Origin of the sequence: Manganibacter manganicus (genome assembly GCF_002075885.1) — a bacterium.
Classification (GTDB): Bacteria; Pseudomonadota; Alphaproteobacteria; order Rhizobiales; family Rhizobiaceae; genus Mesorhizobium; species Mesorhizobium manganicum.
In genome coordinates, this window is record NZ_MDET01000060.1 from 80,921 (window position 1) to 97,195 (window position 16,275).

Genomic DNA, 16,275 nt, shown 5'->3' on the forward strand with positions numbered 1-16,275 from the left:
GCGCCAGCCGGTTCTTGCGGGCAGCCTGTGTTCGTGCGAAGAGCCGGCACAAAAGCAAGGATATGGCGATGAGCAAAGACCGAAACGGGCTCACCTATGCCGAAGCCGGCGTCAGCATCGATGCCGGCAATCAGTTGGTCGAGAAGATCAAGCCTCTGGTGCGCACGACGCGACGGCCGGGAGCGGACGGCGAGATCGGCGGCTTCGGCGGGCTTTTCGACCTCAAGGCGGCCGGCTTTTCCGATCCGGTGCTGGTGGCGGCCAATGACGGCGTCGGCACCAAGCTGCGCATCGCCATCGAGGCCGGCAAGCATGACACGATCGGCATCGACCTCGTTGCCATGTGCGTCAACGACCTTGTCGTGCAAGGCGCGGAGCCTCTGTTCTTCCTCGACTATTTCGCCACCGGCAAGCTCGATCCCGATCAGGGCGCTGCCATCGTCAGCGGCATAGCCGAGGGCTGCAAGCAGGCCGGCTGCGCGCTGATCGGCGGTGAAACAGCCGAAATGCCCGGCATGTATCATGGCGACGACTACGATCTTGCCGGCTTTGCCGTGGGCGCCGCCGAACGCGACCAACTCCTGCCGAGCGACGATATCGTCGAAGGCGACGTGCTTTTGGGCCTCGCATCGTCGGGCGTGCATTCCAACGGCTTCTCGCTGGTTCGCCGCATCGTCGCGACGAGCGGATTGGCGTGGGAGGCCCCTGCACCCTTTGCAAAGGATGTCACCCTTGCCGAGGCGTTGCTGGAGCCGACCCGCATCTATGTGAAACCGGTTTTGAAGGCGGTGCGCGGCACGCATGGCATCAAGGCGCTGGCGCACATTACCGGCGGCGGCTTCCCCGAAAATATTCCGCGCGTGCTGCCGAAGGATTTTTCTGCCGAACTCGATCTCGATTCCATCGATGTGCCGCCGGTATTCGGCTGGCTGGCGAAAACCGGCGGTGTCGCGCCGCAGGAAATGATGCGCACCTTCAATTGCGGCATCGGCATGATCCTCGTCGTATCGTCCGGCCAGGCCGCGCAAGTGGCCGCCGTCTTGCAGGAAGCCGGAGAAACGGCGACGCCGATCGGCCGCATCGTGCCGCGCCGCGATGCCGGCGTTCACTACAGGGGAGCGATTGACCTTTGACCCAATCACGCAAGCGCACCGTCATTCTGATTTCGGGACGCGGCTCGAACATGGCTGCGCTGATCGCGGCAGCCGCGGACCCGACCTATCCGGCGGAAATCGTCGCCGTCATTTCCGACAAGGCGAACGCTCCCGGCCTCGGCATTGCGGCGGCGCGCGGCGTCGCCACGCAGGTGATCGCGCGCGCCGACCATGCGAGCAAGCAGGCGCATGACGACGCGCTCCACGCGGCCCTTTCCGGCCTTAATGCGGAAATCGTCGCGCTGGCCGGCTATATGCGGCTTCTGACGACAGGCTTCGTCAGGAAATGGCAGGGCCGCATGATCAATATCCACCCTGCCCTTTTGCCGGGCTTCAAGGGGCTCGACACGCATCGCCGCGCGCTCGACGCCGGCCTGCGCTTGCATGGCTGCACGGTGCATTTCGTCACGCCGGAAACGGATGACGGGCCGATCATCGCGCAATCGGCCGTGCCGGTGATGCTGGGCGATGACGAACAGTCCCTTGCCGCGCGCGTCCTCGCCGCCGAGCATGGGCTTTATCCGCTGGCGCTGAAGCTGGTGGCCGAGGGCAAGGCGCGGATGGAAAAGGGCCGCACCACCTTTTCCGGCTTTTCGGAAGACCGCAGCGACGCGGATTCGCGCCTCACGGCACCCAGCCCGCTGCATGGCGAGGTCGATCTGGAGCAGTTGGCGCGCATCACGCCATAACGGTCAACCGGCCGCACGCACCCACACCTTGTTGTCGTGCACGGCGGCCCCGCCATAAGGCGCCGGCGCATCCGCGCCCGTCAGCACATTGATGCCTTCACCGCGCTCATGCGCCGAATTCGGCCAGATGCCCTCGGCAATGACCACGCCGCGCCGCAGGCCGTCGAACAACTTTGCGTGCAGCACCACCTCGCCGCGCTGATTGCCGATCTCCACCCTGTCGCCGTCCGCCAGTCCCAACGCCGCTGCGTCGTCCGGATGGATCAGCAATTGCGGCCGCCCTTCCCTGGCCTTTGAAACCGGCGTCTCCGAAAAGGTGGAATTGAGAAAGTTGCGCGCCGGCGATGTCGCCAGCCGGAACGGATGCGCGTCATCAGTCATCTCGATCAGATCGACATGGTCGGGAAATTCCGGCAGCCGCTCATGCGGGCCGAACACGCCCATGGAGCGCGGCGGCCGGTTCGGCGCGCGCTGCCCTGTCCAGTCCGGCTTGAAATGGAACTTGCCGTCGGCATGGCCGAAGCCGGTGAGATAGTGCGCCTCCTCGAAAGGCGGCTGCAGATCGGCCCATTTCTGCTCCCGGAACGTCTCGAACGTGCCCAGTCCCTTTCTGGCCAGCATGAAATCGATATGCTCGCGCTCGCTCATACCGAAGCCCGGCAGATGCGCGACGCCGAGCCGTTTGGCCAGTTCCTCGTTGACGAAATGATTGCTGCGCGGCCCTTCCGGCGGCTCGATCAGTTTCGGGCCGAGCGTGATGTGCTGGTTGCCACCGCCCTTGTAGATGTCGTCATGCTCCAGAAACATGGTCGCCGGCAGCACCACGTCGGCGAGTTTCGCCGTGTCGGTCATGAACTGCTCGTGCACGCAGGTGAACAGATCGTCACGCAGGAAGCCGCGTTTCACCAGTCGCTGGTCGGGCGCGACATTGGCCGGATTGGTGTTCTGGATCAGCAGCGCCGTCACCGGCGGGCCGCCGTAAAGCGCATCCTCATGCCCGCACAGCACCGGGCCGATGCGCGAATGATCGAGATAGCGGATGGACGGATCGCGCAGCCTGGTGCCCTCGACCACGCTGGTATCGAGCTTCAGGACCCCGGAATTGGAATGGAATGCCCCGCCCCCCTCATACAGCCAGGCGCCGGTGACGGCGGCGATGCAGGAGGCAGCGTGCATGTTGACGGAACCGTTGCGCTGGCGCGAAAAGCCGTAACCCAGCCGGAAAAACGTCTTTCTGGTGGAACCGACAAGCCGGGCAAATGCTTCGATCTCGGCCACGGCAAGGCCGGTGATGGCGGACGCCCATTCAGGCGTTTTTGTCCGAAGATGCGCCTCCAGCCCCTTTGGATCGTCGGTGTATTTCTCCAGATAGGCGCGGTCGGCCATGCCTTCCTTGAACAGCACATGCATCACCGCACAGGCCAGCGCGGCATCGGTGCCGGGCTTGACGATCAGGCCCATATCGGCCTGCTTCATCGTCGCGGTCTCGTAGACATCGATGACGACGATCTTCGCGCCGCGTTCCTTGCGCGCCTTGACCGCATGGGTCATCACATTGACCTGCGTGACCACCGCATTGGTGCCCCAGATCACCACGCAATCGGATTTCGCCATTTCGCGCGGATCGGGACCGGCAAGCTTGCCGGTGCCCATCATCCAGCCGGTCCAGGCGAGATTGGTGCAGATCGAGCCAAAGAAGCCGGAATATTTTTTTGCGTGGCGCAACCGCTCGATGCCGTCGCGCTGCACCAGCCCCATGGTGCCGGCATAAAAATAGGGCCACACCGTCTCGGAGCCATGTTTTGCTTCCGCGGCGTCGAATTTCTCGGCGACGAGATCGAGTGCCGCTTCCCAGCTTGCCTCTTTCCAGTTGCCATCGCCCTTGGCGCCCGTCCGCACCAACGGCTTCAGGAGCCGGTCGGGATGGTGGACGCGGTCGGCATAGCGCGCGACCTTGGCGCAGATCACGCCGTCGGTGTAGCTGTTGGACTTGGCGCCGCGGACGCGGCCGATCCGGTCGGGTGCGAGAAGTTCGACCTCAAGCGCGCAGGTCGAGGGGCAATCGTGCGGACAGGCGGAATAGCCGGTTCTTGTTTCGGTTCCGGTGATGCTGGCGTGCTGGTTCATGGGCAACGCTATAAACCTCATCGACCGGCGCGAACAGGGCCAGCGGATCAGGCTTCGGGAACCACACCTCAGGATGAGGGCTGAGGCAGCGCATATTTGCCTTGAGGCGGCATACAAACCTCCCTCATCGTGAGGAGGCAGCGTAAGCTGCCGTCTCGAACGACGCACTACCAAACTGGAGCCGCCCTCGCCCTTCGAGGCTCGCCGCGTTCGCACTTCAGGATGAGGGCTGATGTAGCGCCATTGCCTCTACGTCCAAAGATGCAGCCGCAACCTCCCTCATCGTGAGGAGGCAGCGTAGCTGCCGTCTCGAACGACGCACTGTTTAGCCGCACAAACCTTCCTCATGCTAAGGAGCCGGCGTCTCGAAACACGCAACTAAAGGAGCACGGCGAGTGTCCGCTACTCCGCGATCCCCTGCTCGTATTCCGCGCTCATCTCCAGCCATTTTTCCTCGTTGCGGGAAAGCTGGGCGGAGAGTTCGGAACGCTCCTTGGCGAGACGGGTCGCCTTGATCGGATCTTTCTCGTAAAGCGCCGGATTGGCCAGTTCGTCTTCCACGGTGTCCATGCGCTTGCGCAGCCGGTCCATCAGTCCTTCCGTCGCGCGGATTTCCCTGGCCAGCGGTTCCAGCGCGGCACGGCGCGCGGCAGCTTCCCGCCGACGTTCGGCCTTGGACGCCTTTTCCGCTTCGCGCTTTTCACGGCTGTTTGACGAAACGCCGGTCACCAGCGTCTTGTAGTCGTCAAGGTCGCCGTCATAGGTGTTAACCTGGCCGTCCTTGACCAGCCACAGCCGGTCGACCGTCGCCTCCAGAAGATGGCGGTCGTGCGAAATCACGATCACCGCGCCGGGAAATTCGTTGAGCGCATGAACCAGCGCCTCGCGTGAATCGATGTCGAGATGGTTGGTCGGCTCGTCGAGGATGAACAGGTTCGGCCCGTCGAAGGCAGCCAGCCCCATCAACAGCCGCGCCTTTTCGCCACCGGACAGATCCTTGGCCGGGGTGTTCATCTTCTCGGTCGAGAGACCGAATTGCGCGACCTTGCCGCGCACCTTCGATTCCGGCGCCTCCGGCATCATGCGGCGCACATGCTCGTAGGCGTTTTCCTCCGGTCTCAGATCGTCGAGCTGGTGCTGGGCGAAGATCGCCACCTTGAGGCCGGGCGCGATCGTCATCGTGCCGGTTTCGGCCTTCAGCCGGCCGGCGAGCAGCTTGGCGAAGGTGGACTTGCCGTTGCCGTTTGCGCCGAGCAGCGCGATGCGGTCGTCGGCATCGATGCGCAACGTCATGTTCTTCAGGATCGGCTGGCCGGGCTGGTAGCCGACATTGACCCGATCCAGCGCAATGATCGGCGAAGCCACGGTCTTGACCGGCTCGGGAAAGCTGAACGGCCTGACGGTATCGTCCACCAGCGCCGAGATCGGCTTCATCTTTTCCAGCGCCTTGATGCGCGACTGCGCCTGCCGCGCTTTCGAGGCCTTGGCGCGGAAGCGATCGACGAAGGATTGCAGATGCTTGCGCGCCGCCTCCTGCTTGACGCGGCCCTTTTCCTGCAATTCGCGCTGCTCCGACAATTGGCGCTCGAACTGGTCGTAACCGCCGCGCCAGAAGGTCAGCTTCCTTTGATCGAGATGCACGATGGAATTGACCGCCCGGTTGAGCAGATCGCGGTCGTGGGAAATCAGCAGCACCGTATGCGGATATTTGGCGACATAATTTTCCAGCCACAGCGTGCCTTCCAGATCGAGATAGTTGGTCGGCTCGTCCAGAAGCAGAAGATCGGGTTCCGAAAACAGCACGGCGGCCAATGCCACGCGCATGCGCCAGCCGCCTGAAAAGGACGACGCCGGCCGCTGTTGCGCCGCATCGTCGAAGCCGAGGCCGGCAAGGATGGTGGCGGCGCGCGCCTCGGCCGAATGGGCGTCGATGTCAGCCAGCCTGATGTGGATTTCAGCGATGCGGTGCGGATCGGTCGCAGTCTTTTCTTCCTCCAGAAGCGCCGCGCGCTCCTTGTCGGCCTTGAGCACGATCTCGATCAACGGCTCTTCGGTGCCCGGCGCTTCCTGCGCCACCTGCCCGATGCGCGTGTTTTTCGGGATCGAAACCGAGCCGGTCTCGGAGGCGAGATCGCCGGTAATGGCCTTGAACAGCGTCGTCTTGCCGGTGCCGTTGCGGCCGACAAGCCCGGCCTTGGCTCCGGCTGGCAACGTCAGCGACGCATGGTCGAGAAGCAGGCGCCCGGCAATGCGCAGCGAAAGATCGTTTATGGTCAACATGCCGGGCTTTTGGCCCAGCCGGGTTCCAATGACAAGAGCACACGCGCAACATGCCGTCAGGCGTAGGCGCGACCCTCCTCGGTACGCTGGAAAAACGACAGGTCGAGCGATACGGAGGGGCGGCCCAGCATGGTCAGGATCGTATGTGCCTGGCCGCGATGGTGCGTCTGATGATTGAAAAAGTGCGCCAGCGCCGGCGCCAGCCTTTGCGAAATGGTGCGCATGTCGGTGGCCGTCATATAGGTGAAGCGGCCGCTAAGGGCGTCTTCTTCCAGGCTGCCGATCCAATCGGCGATGCGCTGGTCTTCGGCTTTTCGCGCCACCGTCAGCCCGGCAAAAGCGGGAAACAGGATGGCATCGAGTCGTGCCGGAGCATCGCCCTCCCCGGTAAAACGCTTCATCCAGATGCGGTCCGCGACGAGCACATGGTTCAGCGTTCCCATCATCGAGCCGAAAAATGCGCCGGTGTCCTGCCTGAATTCATCCTCGCTCAAATCCGCGGCGGCATCGTAGACGCGGTTGTTGGCCCACTGGTTATAGGCCGCGAACATCATGAAATGCCGCTTCATCAGCATCGGGACTCTCCGCAATTGAAATCGGCATCGTTGTAGAAGCCGCAAGCCGGAATGGCCATGGCGATTGTGGCCATCGCTCCGGTTGTTGCCCGCAGTGATGGCAGATCGCGCCTCCCCTTGGCAATCCGCCGGCCGGCCTGTATAGAGCGCGCCACAAACCATCCCCTTACCAGAAGGACCTCCCATGGCGCTCGAACGCACCTTTTCGATGATCAAGCCGGACGCGACCCGGCGCAACCTGACCGGCGCCATCACCAAGATGCTGGAAGATGCCGGCCTGCGCGTCGTCGCGTCGCGCCGCGTGTGGATGAGCCTGCGTGACGCGCAGGGTTTCTACGCCGTGCACAAGGATCGCCCCTTCTTCGCCGAACTCACCGAATTCATGTCGTCCGGCCCAACCATCGTGCAGGTGCTCGAAGGCGAGAACGCGATCGCCAAGAACCGCGAAGTGATGGGCGCCACCAACCCGGCCCAGGCTGCCGAGGGCACCATCCGCAAGGTGCATGCGCTGTCAATCGGCGAGAATTCCGTGCACGGTTCGGACGCGCCCGAAACCGCCGCGCAGGAGATCCGCTACTGGTTCTCCGACACCGAGATCGTCGGCTGAGCCGACAAGGCGTTTTCGCAACCGTGACGAAGGCCGAGCGCAAGCCCGGCCTTTTTCCATGGTCAGCCCTGCGCTTCCAGGTTCCAGCGCCGCAACGCCTCCTCGTCCGCTTCCTTGGCATCGATCCAATCGCCGGACGAGCCGTCGGCCTGATGCTCCTTTTTCCAGAAGGGCGCGCGCGATTTCAAAAAATCCATGAGGAAGCTGGCCGCCTCGAAGGCGGCATGGCGGTGCGTCGAAGCAGCGATCACCAGAACGATGTTCTCGCCCGGCTCGATCCTGCCATAGCGGTGAATGGCGGTGAGGCCCTGCAAGGGCCAGCGTTCGGCCGCCTGCCGGGCTACGCGCGAAATTTCGGCTTCCGCCATGCCGGGATAATGTTCGAGTTCCAGCGCTGACAGCCGACCCGCCTCGCCCCGGCACATGCCGGAAAACGTCACCACCGCACCGATGTCGGTGCGGCCTGCCGTCAGTGCCTGAACCTCCGCGGCGAGATCGAAATCCGCTGACTGGATACGAATATCCGGCGTGAACACGGCCAAGAAATCAGCCCCCGGTCATCGGCGGAAACAGCGCGACTTCACGCGCGCCATTCAGCTTCTCGGCGTGATCGACATGCTGCTGATTGATCGCGACGCGAATCACGTCCGGATATTGCAGAGCGTTTTCATATTCTTCGCCGCGCGACTTCAACCAGTGCAGAAGTTCTCCAGCGGTGGTCACGGCGATCGGCAGATCGACCTCCTCCTCCGCCTTGCCGATGCGCTCGCGCACCCATGCGAAATAGACCAGTTTCATCGTTCTACTCGTCGACGATATGCTTGAGGCCGGCACGGAAATAGTCATAGCCGGTATATAGGGTCACGATGGCCGCGATCCAAAGCAGGACGAGCCCGGTCTGGGTCGTGTAGGGGAAGATCTTGTCGCCGGCCGGCCCGACCAGCAGGAAGGCGATGGCGATCATCTGGATCGTGGTCTTCCATTTGGCCAGTTGCGTCACTGGCACGCTGACCTTGAGCGCGGCCAGATATTCGCGCAGGCCCGAAACCAGAATCTCGCGACACAGGATGATGATTGCCGCCCACAGCGACCAGCCGGCAATGCCGGCATGGCGATCGGTGTCGGCAGCCAGCAAAAGAAGGCAGGTCGAAACCAACAGCTTGTCGGCGATCGGGTCGAGCATGCGGCCGATATTCGATGTCTGCTGCCATGCGCGCGCCAGATAGCCGTCGAGATAATCGGTGATCGAGGCCAGCACGAAAATCGCCAGCGCCGACCACCGTGCGAAGTCGCTGGATTTGAGATGTCCTTCGAGAAAGAAGCACAGCACCACCAGCGGCACCGCCAGGATGCGGGCATAGGTCAAGATATTGGGCAGGTTGAACGCGCGCTTGGCCATATTTCGTGGAACCTTATGACTTGATACTCAAACCAGAACGGCATGGCAGGGGTCAACAGACTTGTTCGAATGGCCTGCCGAATGAGCCGATAATTTGTCAGCCTTCATGGAAATGATCGTATACCAGCTTTGCAACCCGCTCCGAAATGCCTTCCACCGCCGTCAGATCGCCGATCGCGGCGCGGCTGACCGCCTTGGCCGTGCCGAAATGCAGCAACAGCGCCCGCTTGCGGCCGGGGCCGATGCCGGCGATTTCGTCCAGCGGGCTCGTTATCATCGCCTTCTTGCGCCGCGCCCGGTGCGTCCCAATGGCGAAACGGTGCGCCTCGTCGCGCAGGCGCTGGATGAAATAGAGCACGGGATCGCGCACCGGCAGCGAGAATGACGGCTTGCCCCTGACGAAGAAGCGTTCGCGGCCGGCCTCACGATCCTGCCCCTTGGCGACGCCGATGGCCACCACCCGGTCCTCGATGCCGAGATCGGACAGGATTTTTCGCACCGCCGTCATCTGGCCCTGCCCGCCGTCGATCAGGATGACGTCCGGCCATGCGGGGAAATTCTCCGGCTCCTCGCCTTCCAGTTCCACACCGCCCGGTTCCGCGTCGTCAGGCGCGTGGCCACCCGCGTCCGGCGCAGCCTCGCCATGTTCCTTGAGGAGCCGGGTAAAGCGGCGCTCCATGACTTCGCGCATCATGCCGAAATCGTCGCCGGGGGTGATTTCGGTCGAGCGGATGTTGAACTTGCGGTACTGGTTCTTCACGAAACCTTCAGGTCCGGCGACGATCATCGCGCCCACCGCATTGGTGCCCATGATGTGCGAATTGTCATAGACCTCGATGCGCCGGGGCGGCTTTTCCAGCCCAAAGGTTTCCGCAAGCCCCGCAAGCAGCCGCGCCTGCGTCGATGTTTCCGCCAAACGCCGGCCCAGCGCCTCGCGGGCATTCTGCAAGGCGTGAGCGGTCAGATCCTTCTTTTCGCCGCGCTGCGGCACCGAGACGGAAACCTTGTGGCCGGCGCGTGTGGAAAGCGCCTCTGCCAACAATTCCTGCTCATCGACGGCATGTAAAAGCAGAACGGCGCGCGGCGTCGGCTTGTCGTCGTAGAACTGCGCAAGGAACGAGCCCAGCACCTCGGCCGCTTCCAACGCCGGATCGGCCTTCGGGAAATAGGCGCGGTTGCCCCAGTTCTGCCCGGTGCGGAAAAAGAACACCTGGATACAGGTCTGCCCGCCCTCCTGATGAATGGCGAAGACGTCCGCTTCCTTAAGCGAATGCGGGTTGATGCCCTGATGGCTCTGCACGTGCGACAAAGCGGCCAGCCGGTCCCGATAGATCGCGGCGCGCTCGAAATCGAGGTCTTTCGAAGCCTGCTGCATGGCCGACGACAGGCCCGTCTGCACCTTCTGGCTGCGCCCGGACAGAAAACCCTTGGCCTCGCTCACCAGATCGGCATAGCCGGCAGGCGAAATCTCGCCGGTGCACGGCGCCGAACAACGCTTGATCTGGTAGAGCAGGCACGGCCTGGTGCGGTTTTCGAAAAAGGAATCCGTGCAACTGCGTAGCAGGAAGGCGCGTTGCAGCGCGTTGATGGTGCGCCCCACCGCCTGCGCCGAGGCGAAAGGGCCGAAATACGAGCCTTTGCGCGAGCGCGCGCCGCGATGCTTGTAGATGCCGGGCGACGGATGGTCTTCTGTCAAAAGGATGTAGGGAAACGATTTGTCGTCTCGCAAAAGAACATTAAATCGAGGCCGCAACCTTTTGATAAGATTGGCCTCAAGAAGAAGTGCCTCGATCTCCGTGCGGGTGACGACGAATTCCATCGTCGTCGTTTCGCGCACCATGCGGCCGATGCGGTTTGTATGGTAGCGGCCCTGCGCATAAGCCGTCACGCGCTTCTTGAGGCTGCGTGCCTTGCCGACATAGAGCACGTCGCCCGCCGCGTTCATCATGCGGTACACGCCTGGACGGTTCGGCAAACGCTTGACCAAGGCCTGGATGAGTTCGGCGCCAACCGCTCCCTCGGTGGGGCTTTCGCGCTGTGTCCAGTCGATGGCTGTGAACGCGACATCAGACCCAGCCAACTCGGACGTTGCCTCAAGACTGCCTTCGGCAGCATCCTCATCGTCGTCGATGTCCGTATCGGGCAGATCCCGTCCGCCGGACAGGCTATGCGAGGTTTTGGTTTTCATTTCATCATGCCTGCCAAGCGCAAGGGTACTCCGGTCGCCGGTCCGCAGTCCCCGCCAATGCAACAGGATTTTTCGGACATTGTGAACGCCAATCCTTAATCGGCGTTCGCGCCTGTGACGACAATGTGACGAAACGGCCCCAGCAGCACCGAAAGGCCCCGTTTAATCGATGCCGTCCGCTTTCCATATAGGCAACACAACTCATTGATTCCAAGTGCCTTCGCGGCGCGTGGCCAAAACATGCTGACAAAATCTGTTGCATGATCGCAACGCCACGGTTCAGCCTCATTTGAGACAGGGAATCACCCACTTTCAGGTGCGCTTCAGCCGCATTTCAACACGACATTCGGGAACCGTTGATCGGCGGTTTCGTTTCTCCTCCCTACGAAGCCGCTCTTCACCAACCAAGCCCTCGTTCCGTGGCTTAAGGAGTAGATGATTATGCAGACCAACCTCAAAATCGCCCGCCCGGTCGTGGCGGCGCTCGGGCTCTTCGCCCTCGGTGCGATTCCCGCCTATGCTGCGGACGTCGTTCAGGAAGTTCCGCCGGCTCCGGCCCCGATCGAAACCCTTCCCGTAGCCTCCTGGGCCGGCCCCTATGCCGGTGTCAATCTCGGCTACGGCTTCAGCGGCAAGACGGAAAACACGTTCACCGACCAGAAGACCGATGGTTTCGTCGGCGGCCTGTTCGGCGGCTACAACTGGCAGTCGGACAATTTCGTTTACGGCGTTGAAGGCGACATCGGCTACAACGGCGTCAAGGGCGAAGACAACGGCGTGGAGTCGAAGGGTGGCGTCGAAGGTTCGTTGCGCGCACGCCTCGGTTATGCCGTGACCCCGGAAATCCTGCTTTACGGCACCGCCGGCGGCGCCGGTCGTGACGTGAAGCTGGAAGATGCAGTTGGCAGCAGCAGCAAGGGCATGTTCGGCTGGACAGCCGGTGTCGGCACCGACATCATGCTGACCGACAACGTCTTCGGCCGCGTCGAATATCGTTACACCGATTTCGGCAGCAAGACGATCGACGGTTTCGGCGAGACCGACGTCAAGGACAACCGCGTCACCTTCGGTATCGGCATGAAGTTCTGATCAAGCCGATCAGGTCGATAGGAAAAAGCCGGGCATCGCGCCCGGCTTTTTTATTCTGAATTTACTCACTTCGGCAGATAGGGATTCAGTTCCGGGAACTTCTCGTCGAAGCGCGCGGCCCAGCGAACCAGCCGGCTGCGCCCCTTCTCCCATTTTCCGGCAAAGCGCAACGCCAGGTAGCCCAGCGTGGCGCGCAGCGCGATCTGTCCGGCGGTGATCTTCTTGGGAAGCTTTGGCGGGTTGGCGTTCAAATGGTCGAGCGCGCGCGTGATCTTGCGCCACTGCTTGTCCAGCCACTGCTGCTCAACCTTCTCCTCCGGCCTGTGGCGGCGCTCATAGACCATCGCCAGCGCGCAATCGCACAGGCCATCGGCAATCGCCTCCAGCACTTCTGCGTCGATCCGCTTGTCCGGATTGCGCGGGAGCAGAGCGTTCTTCGACATACGATTCAGATATTGCGTGATGGCGCGGCTGTCGTAGATGGTGCGACCGTCGTCCAGCAACAGCGTCGGAATCTTGCCGAGCGGATTGGCGCCGAGCAGATCAGCCGGTTCCTCGTCGGTCTTTGTCGGCACGGCTTCGATTGCGATGCCGGCATAGGCCGCCGCCATGCGGACTTTTGCGCTATAGGGCGAGGCGGAAGCATAAAGCAGTTTGGGCATTCAAACGTCCTCTGAAACGGGCTGGAAAAAGAACAGGTCTCATCGCAAGCGGCCTCCCGCCTGTACGCACCAGCATATGCAGGAGCAGGTCAGGCTTCGGCTGTCGCCGGCGAGATGCGATACCGCAAATCAGCGCAGAACGCGGCAGCGTCCGTCGTAGACCATCCAGCGGTCGAAACCGGAAACGCAAAATTCGACATTGTCGCCGATCGAGACGAAGCCCTGCCCTTCTTCGATCAGATATGCGATGTTGCGGTCGTAACCGTTGGAAAGCGTCACGCGCGCGGTGCAATAGGTGCGCCCGATCGGCCATTCCTCATTGGCCGGCAGACTGCGCGTAAGGCGAATGCGCTGAAAATCGGTGATCTCCACATTCGGCAGATGCGGCACATGGCGCACCTGATGGCGGAAACGATGCGTGATCTTGCTCAGCACCCAGGCCTGATTGCACACGCTCTGGTCCTGATATTCGTAATAGCCGCCGGGAAGATCGGCGGCACCGGCTGTCGAAACGGCGGCAAGGGGCGCGCACAGGCTGGCCAGTGCGGCAATGGCGGAAACGGCGAAGCGAGTCATGTCGGCCTCTTGGGATGATTTGCCGCAATGTGCGGATTCAGCGCGTTGCGGTCAAGATAGTACGATCATTGGCTCCGTTCGGCCGCCAATCGCTCGAGAGACCAGCGCGGCACCCCGTCTTCGGCCAGCAATGCCGCCAGGACCGGCAGCATCATGCCGCACTCGCCCTCCAGCGTATAGGGTGGGTTGACGATCACCATGCCGCAGCCATCGAGACGCGGCTCATCCGACGGCGCGCGGATTTCCAGGCAAACATCGATGATGTCCGCAATGCCGGCCCCGGCCAGTTGCCGCCGGAATGCCGCGACCGCCTTGCGATCCTTGAGCGGATACCACAGCGCATAGATGCCGCCCGGCCAGCGGCGATGGGCTTTTTGCAGGCCGGCAACCAGCCGATCGTATTCGCCGCCTTCCTCGAATGGCGGATCGACAAGCACCAGGCCGCGCTTTTCCTTCGGCGGAACATGCGCGCCGAGCACCAGCCAGCCGTCCAACTCCGTGACGCGGCATTGAATATCGCCCGAAAACAAGCCTTTGAGCATCCGTGCATCCTGCGGATGTTTCTCGAACAGCGAAAGGCGATCCTGCTTGCGCAGGAGATGGCGGGCGATCACCGGCGAACCGGGATAGGATTGCAACGCGCCCGCCGGGTTGAGCGCGCGCACCGTATCCAGATAGGGCGACAGCAAGGCCGCAACCGGTTGATCGAACTTCGCATCGATCAGTCGGCCGATGCCGCCCCGCCACTCTCCCGTTTTCTGCGCTTGCGGCGACGCGAGGTCATAGCGGCCAATGCCGGCATGGGTGTCGATGACGCGAAACGCCTTGTCCTTGCGCTTGAGATAATCGAGCAGACGCGCCAGCACCGCATGCTTGACGACGTCGGCGAAATTTCCGGCGTGATAGGCGTGGCGATAATTCATCGAAGCAAATCAGGCCCGGCGTTCCCAACGCCGGTCAGGCGTCTGCTGCCAATAGGTAATGGCATGCCCGGCCTCTTTCGCGGCCGTCCAGTGCCCGCGCGCGGCCTCGACCTGCGGCGTGTCGTGCCCGTCGAACAGAAAGACGGCCCGCTCGTAAACGTTGAGGTCCGGCGGGGCCGCGCCATCGACCAGAAAACGGATCTGCGCGCCATTCCGGTTTTCCAAACCCGTGGTCAGCAGCACCGGCTGATCCTCGCAAAACGGCTCACGGTCGATGCCGTGCGCGAGAAAGGAATCATCGCGGAACGTCCACAGATGCTGGTCGAGCGCGTCCCGCCGCTCATCCGTCCCCGTCTGCACCACGACACGCCAGCCACGACCGATGCTGCGCTCCAGCAGGCCGGGCAGCGCATCCTCGAGCGTCGATTCGCTCAGATGGTAGAAAAGCACCTCGGTCATGGCGTCGGTGTGCCCTACCCCTCGTAATGGTCGCGCACGAGCTGGTCGAGCAGGCGCACCCCGAAGCCGGAGGCCCAAGACTGGTTGATTTCGCTGGCCGGCGCGCCCATCGCCGTGCCGGCAATGTCGAGATGCGCCCAGGGCGTGCCGTCCACGAACCGCTGCAAGAACTGCGCCGCGGTGATGGCGCCGGCATGGCGGCCGCCGACATTCTTCATGTCGGCATTCTTCGAATCCATCATCTTGTCATAGTCCGGCCCGAGCGGCATGCGCCACACCCGCTCGTGCGTCGTGCCGCCGGCCGAAGCCAGCCGCCCGGCCAGTTCGTCATCATTGGAGAAAAGACCGGCGTGCTGCGAGCCGAGCGCCACCATGACAGCCCCCGTCAGCGTCGCCAGGTCGATCATGAATTGCGGCTTGAAACGGTCATTGCAGTACCACAGCGCGTCGGCCAGGACTAGCCGCCCTTCGGCATCGGTGTTCAGCACCTCGATGGTCTGGCCGGACATGGAGGTGACGATGTCGCCCGGCCGCTGCGCATGGCCGTCCACCGAATTTTCGACAAGCCCGACGACCCCCACGACATTAGCCCTGGCCTTGCGCGCGGCGAGCGCGTGCATCAGCCCGGCCACGGCGGCCGCGCCGCCCATATCGCCCTTCATCTCCTCCATGCCGGAAGCCGATTTGATCGAATTGCCGCCGGTGTCGAAGGTCACGCCCTTGCCGACGAAAGCGACCGGCTTTTGCTTCGGCTTGCCGCCCTTCCATTGCATGACGGCGAGACGCGCGCCGCGCGGCGAACCCTGGGCCACGCCGAGCAGCGAGCCCATGCCGAGCTTCTTCATCTCCTTCTCCGCCAGGATCTCGACCTCGACGCCGAGCGCGGTCAGTTTGGAGATGCGTTCCGCAAACTCGACCGGTCCGAGGATATTAGCTGGTTCGTTGACCAGATCGCGTGCCAAAAAGACGCCGTCCACCACGCCCTGCATCCCGGAAAACGCCTTCTTTGCCCCGGCGGGGTCGGCGCAATGAATCGTTATCGCCACGGCCTTTGGCGGCTTTTTCGCCTTGTCGCCATTCTCCGTGCGGTCCTGGCGGGTCTTGTATTTGTCGAAGGCATAGAGGCGCAGCAAAAGGCCCGCCGCAAATTGCGCGGCGGCGGCGCTGCCTGCCGTGGTTTTCGGCACATCGAGGATGACGGCCGCCTCGACCGCGTGGCGCAAGAGGCCGGCAGCCGCGCCGCCGAGTTTCATCCACGCATGATCGTCCATTGCGGCGGCGTCGCCCGCTCCAAGCCCCACCAGCCGGTCAAGTCCGGTTCCTTCCGGCGCCAGCACTTCGACCGATGTTCCGGCCTTGCCGGTGAACCCGCCAGCGGAAAACGCGCGCGTCAGCACCGCCGCTGAAACCGTGCTGCTGGCCGCCTCCGCCAATTCGCCGCCTTCACCGGCCAGAACGAACAGCGTGCCTGTCTTCGGCGAGGCGAATTTGGCGAATTTTATCGAAGGTCTCGGATTCATGACTCTGCTTTCGGCATGCTGCAATCG

16 protein-coding genes are annotated in these 16,275 nt (G+C 62.8%); 4 read left to right on the plus strand and 12 right to left on the minus strand.

From position 1 onward, the window contains the following. The first annotated feature begins 68 nt into the window (after positions 1-68). Positions 69-1,133 carry a phosphoribosylformylglycinamidine cyclo-ligase gene (gene purM, locus BFN67_RS23380; RefSeq protein ID WP_080921938.1) on the plus strand — a complete coding sequence of 355 codons (1,065 nt, stop codon included), beginning with the start codon at positions 69-71 and terminating at the stop codon, positions 1,131-1,133. Continuing rightward, entirely contained in the window at positions 1,130-1,843 is a 714-nt protein-coding gene (purN, locus tag BFN67_RS23385) for a phosphoribosylglycinamide formyltransferase (RefSeq protein WP_080921856.1), read from the plus strand. The genes purM and purN overlap by 4 nt, the downstream gene beginning before the upstream one ends. Positions 1,844-1,846: 3 nt before the next feature. On the opposite strand, the gene BFN67_RS23390 is transcribed toward purN, so the two are convergent. From BFN67_RS23390 to BFN67_RS23400, 3 genes are all read right to left on the minus strand, one after another. After that, positions 1,847-3,970, minus strand: a complete 2,124-nt coding sequence (locus BFN67_RS23390; RefSeq protein ID WP_080921857.1) for a molybdopterin-containing oxidoreductase family protein — start codon at positions 3,968-3,970, stop codon at positions 1,847-1,849. Positions 3,971-4,372: 402 nt separating this feature from the next. Then, on the minus strand, positions 4,373-6,250 hold the full coding sequence (locus tag BFN67_RS23395; protein ID WP_080921858.1) for an ABC-F family ATP-binding cassette domain-containing protein: 1,878 nt from the start codon (positions 6,248-6,250) through the stop codon (positions 4,373-4,375). Positions 6,251-6,306: 56 nt separating this feature from the next. Then, positions 6,307-6,819 (minus strand): DinB family protein, encoded by a 513-nt coding sequence (locus BFN67_RS23400; protein WP_080921939.1) that lies wholly within the window; start codon positions 6,817-6,819, stop codon positions 6,307-6,309. A gap of 190 nt (positions 6,820-7,009) precedes the next feature. Here BFN67_RS23400 and ndk point away from each other — a divergent pair, with 190 nt between their 5' ends. Further along, entirely contained in the window at positions 7,010-7,432 is a 423-nt protein-coding gene (gene ndk, locus BFN67_RS23405; RefSeq protein ID WP_080921859.1) for a nucleoside-diphosphate kinase, read from the plus strand. A gap of 62 nt (positions 7,433-7,494) precedes the next feature. Here the strand turns inward: ndk and BFN67_RS23410 are convergent, their stop codons facing one another. The 4 genes from BFN67_RS23410 to uvrC all read right to left on the minus strand — a co-directional run bounded on the left by BFN67_RS23410 (position 7,495) and on the right by uvrC (position 11,019). Further along, on the minus strand, positions 7,495-7,974 hold the full coding sequence (locus BFN67_RS23410; protein WP_080921860.1) for a molybdenum cofactor biosynthesis protein MoaE: 480 nt from the start codon (positions 7,972-7,974) through the stop codon (positions 7,495-7,497). Positions 7,975-7,978: 4 nt separating this feature from the next. After that, positions 7,979-8,230, minus strand: a complete 252-nt coding sequence (gene moaD / locus BFN67_RS23415) for a molybdopterin converting factor subunit 1 (RefSeq protein ID WP_080921861.1) — start codon at positions 8,228-8,230, stop codon at positions 7,979-7,981. A 4-nt stretch (positions 8,231-8,234) separates the two neighbouring features. Next, on the minus strand, positions 8,235-8,831 hold the full coding sequence (gene pgsA, locus BFN67_RS23420; protein ID WP_080921862.1) for a CDP-diacylglycerol--glycerol-3-phosphate 3-phosphatidyltransferase: 597 nt from the start codon (positions 8,829-8,831) through the stop codon (positions 8,235-8,237). A gap of 97 nt (positions 8,832-8,928) precedes the next feature. Beyond that, positions 8,929-11,019, minus strand: coding sequence for an excinuclease ABC subunit UvrC (gene uvrC / locus BFN67_RS23425; protein ID WP_080921863.1), 2,091 nt, complete (start codon positions 11,017-11,019; stop codon positions 8,929-8,931). Between the two features lie 441 nt (positions 11,020-11,460). On the opposite strand from uvrC, the gene BFN67_RS23430 reads away from it, so the two are divergent. After that, positions 11,461-12,108 (plus strand): outer membrane protein, encoded by a 648-nt coding sequence (locus BFN67_RS23430; RefSeq protein WP_080921940.1) that lies wholly within the window; start codon positions 11,461-11,463, stop codon positions 12,106-12,108. 65 nt (positions 12,109-12,173) lie between these two features. Here the strand turns inward: BFN67_RS23430 and BFN67_RS23435 are convergent, their stop codons facing one another. From BFN67_RS23435 to BFN67_RS23455, 5 genes are all read right to left on the minus strand, one after another. After that, positions 12,174-12,770: a glutathione S-transferase family protein gene (locus tag BFN67_RS23435; RefSeq protein WP_080921864.1), complete on the minus strand. Its 597-nt coding sequence runs from the start codon at positions 12,768-12,770 to the stop codon at positions 12,174-12,176. A 129-nt stretch (positions 12,771-12,899) separates the two neighbouring features. Then, positions 12,900-13,346, minus strand: a complete 447-nt coding sequence (locus BFN67_RS23440; RefSeq protein WP_080921865.1) for a hypothetical protein — start codon at positions 13,344-13,346, stop codon at positions 12,900-12,902. Positions 13,347-13,411: 65 nt separating this feature from the next. Beyond that, the gene (locus BFN67_RS23445) at positions 13,412-14,269 is read right to left on the minus strand and encodes a 23S rRNA (adenine(2030)-N(6))-methyltransferase RlmJ (protein ID WP_080921866.1); all 858 of its coding nucleotides are present in this window, start codon (positions 14,267-14,269) and stop codon (positions 13,412-13,414) included. Positions 14,270-14,278: 9 nt separating this feature from the next. Further along, positions 14,279-14,728, minus strand: coding sequence for a DNA polymerase III subunit chi (locus tag BFN67_RS23450; protein ID WP_080921867.1), 450 nt, complete (start codon positions 14,726-14,728; stop codon positions 14,279-14,281). Positions 14,729-14,742: 14 nt separating this feature from the next. After that, positions 14,743-16,248 carry a leucyl aminopeptidase gene (locus BFN67_RS23455; RefSeq protein ID WP_080921941.1) on the minus strand — a complete coding sequence of 502 codons (1,506 nt, stop codon included), beginning with the start codon at positions 16,246-16,248 and terminating at the stop codon, positions 14,743-14,745. Between the last annotated feature and the right edge of the window lie 27 nt (positions 16,249-16,275).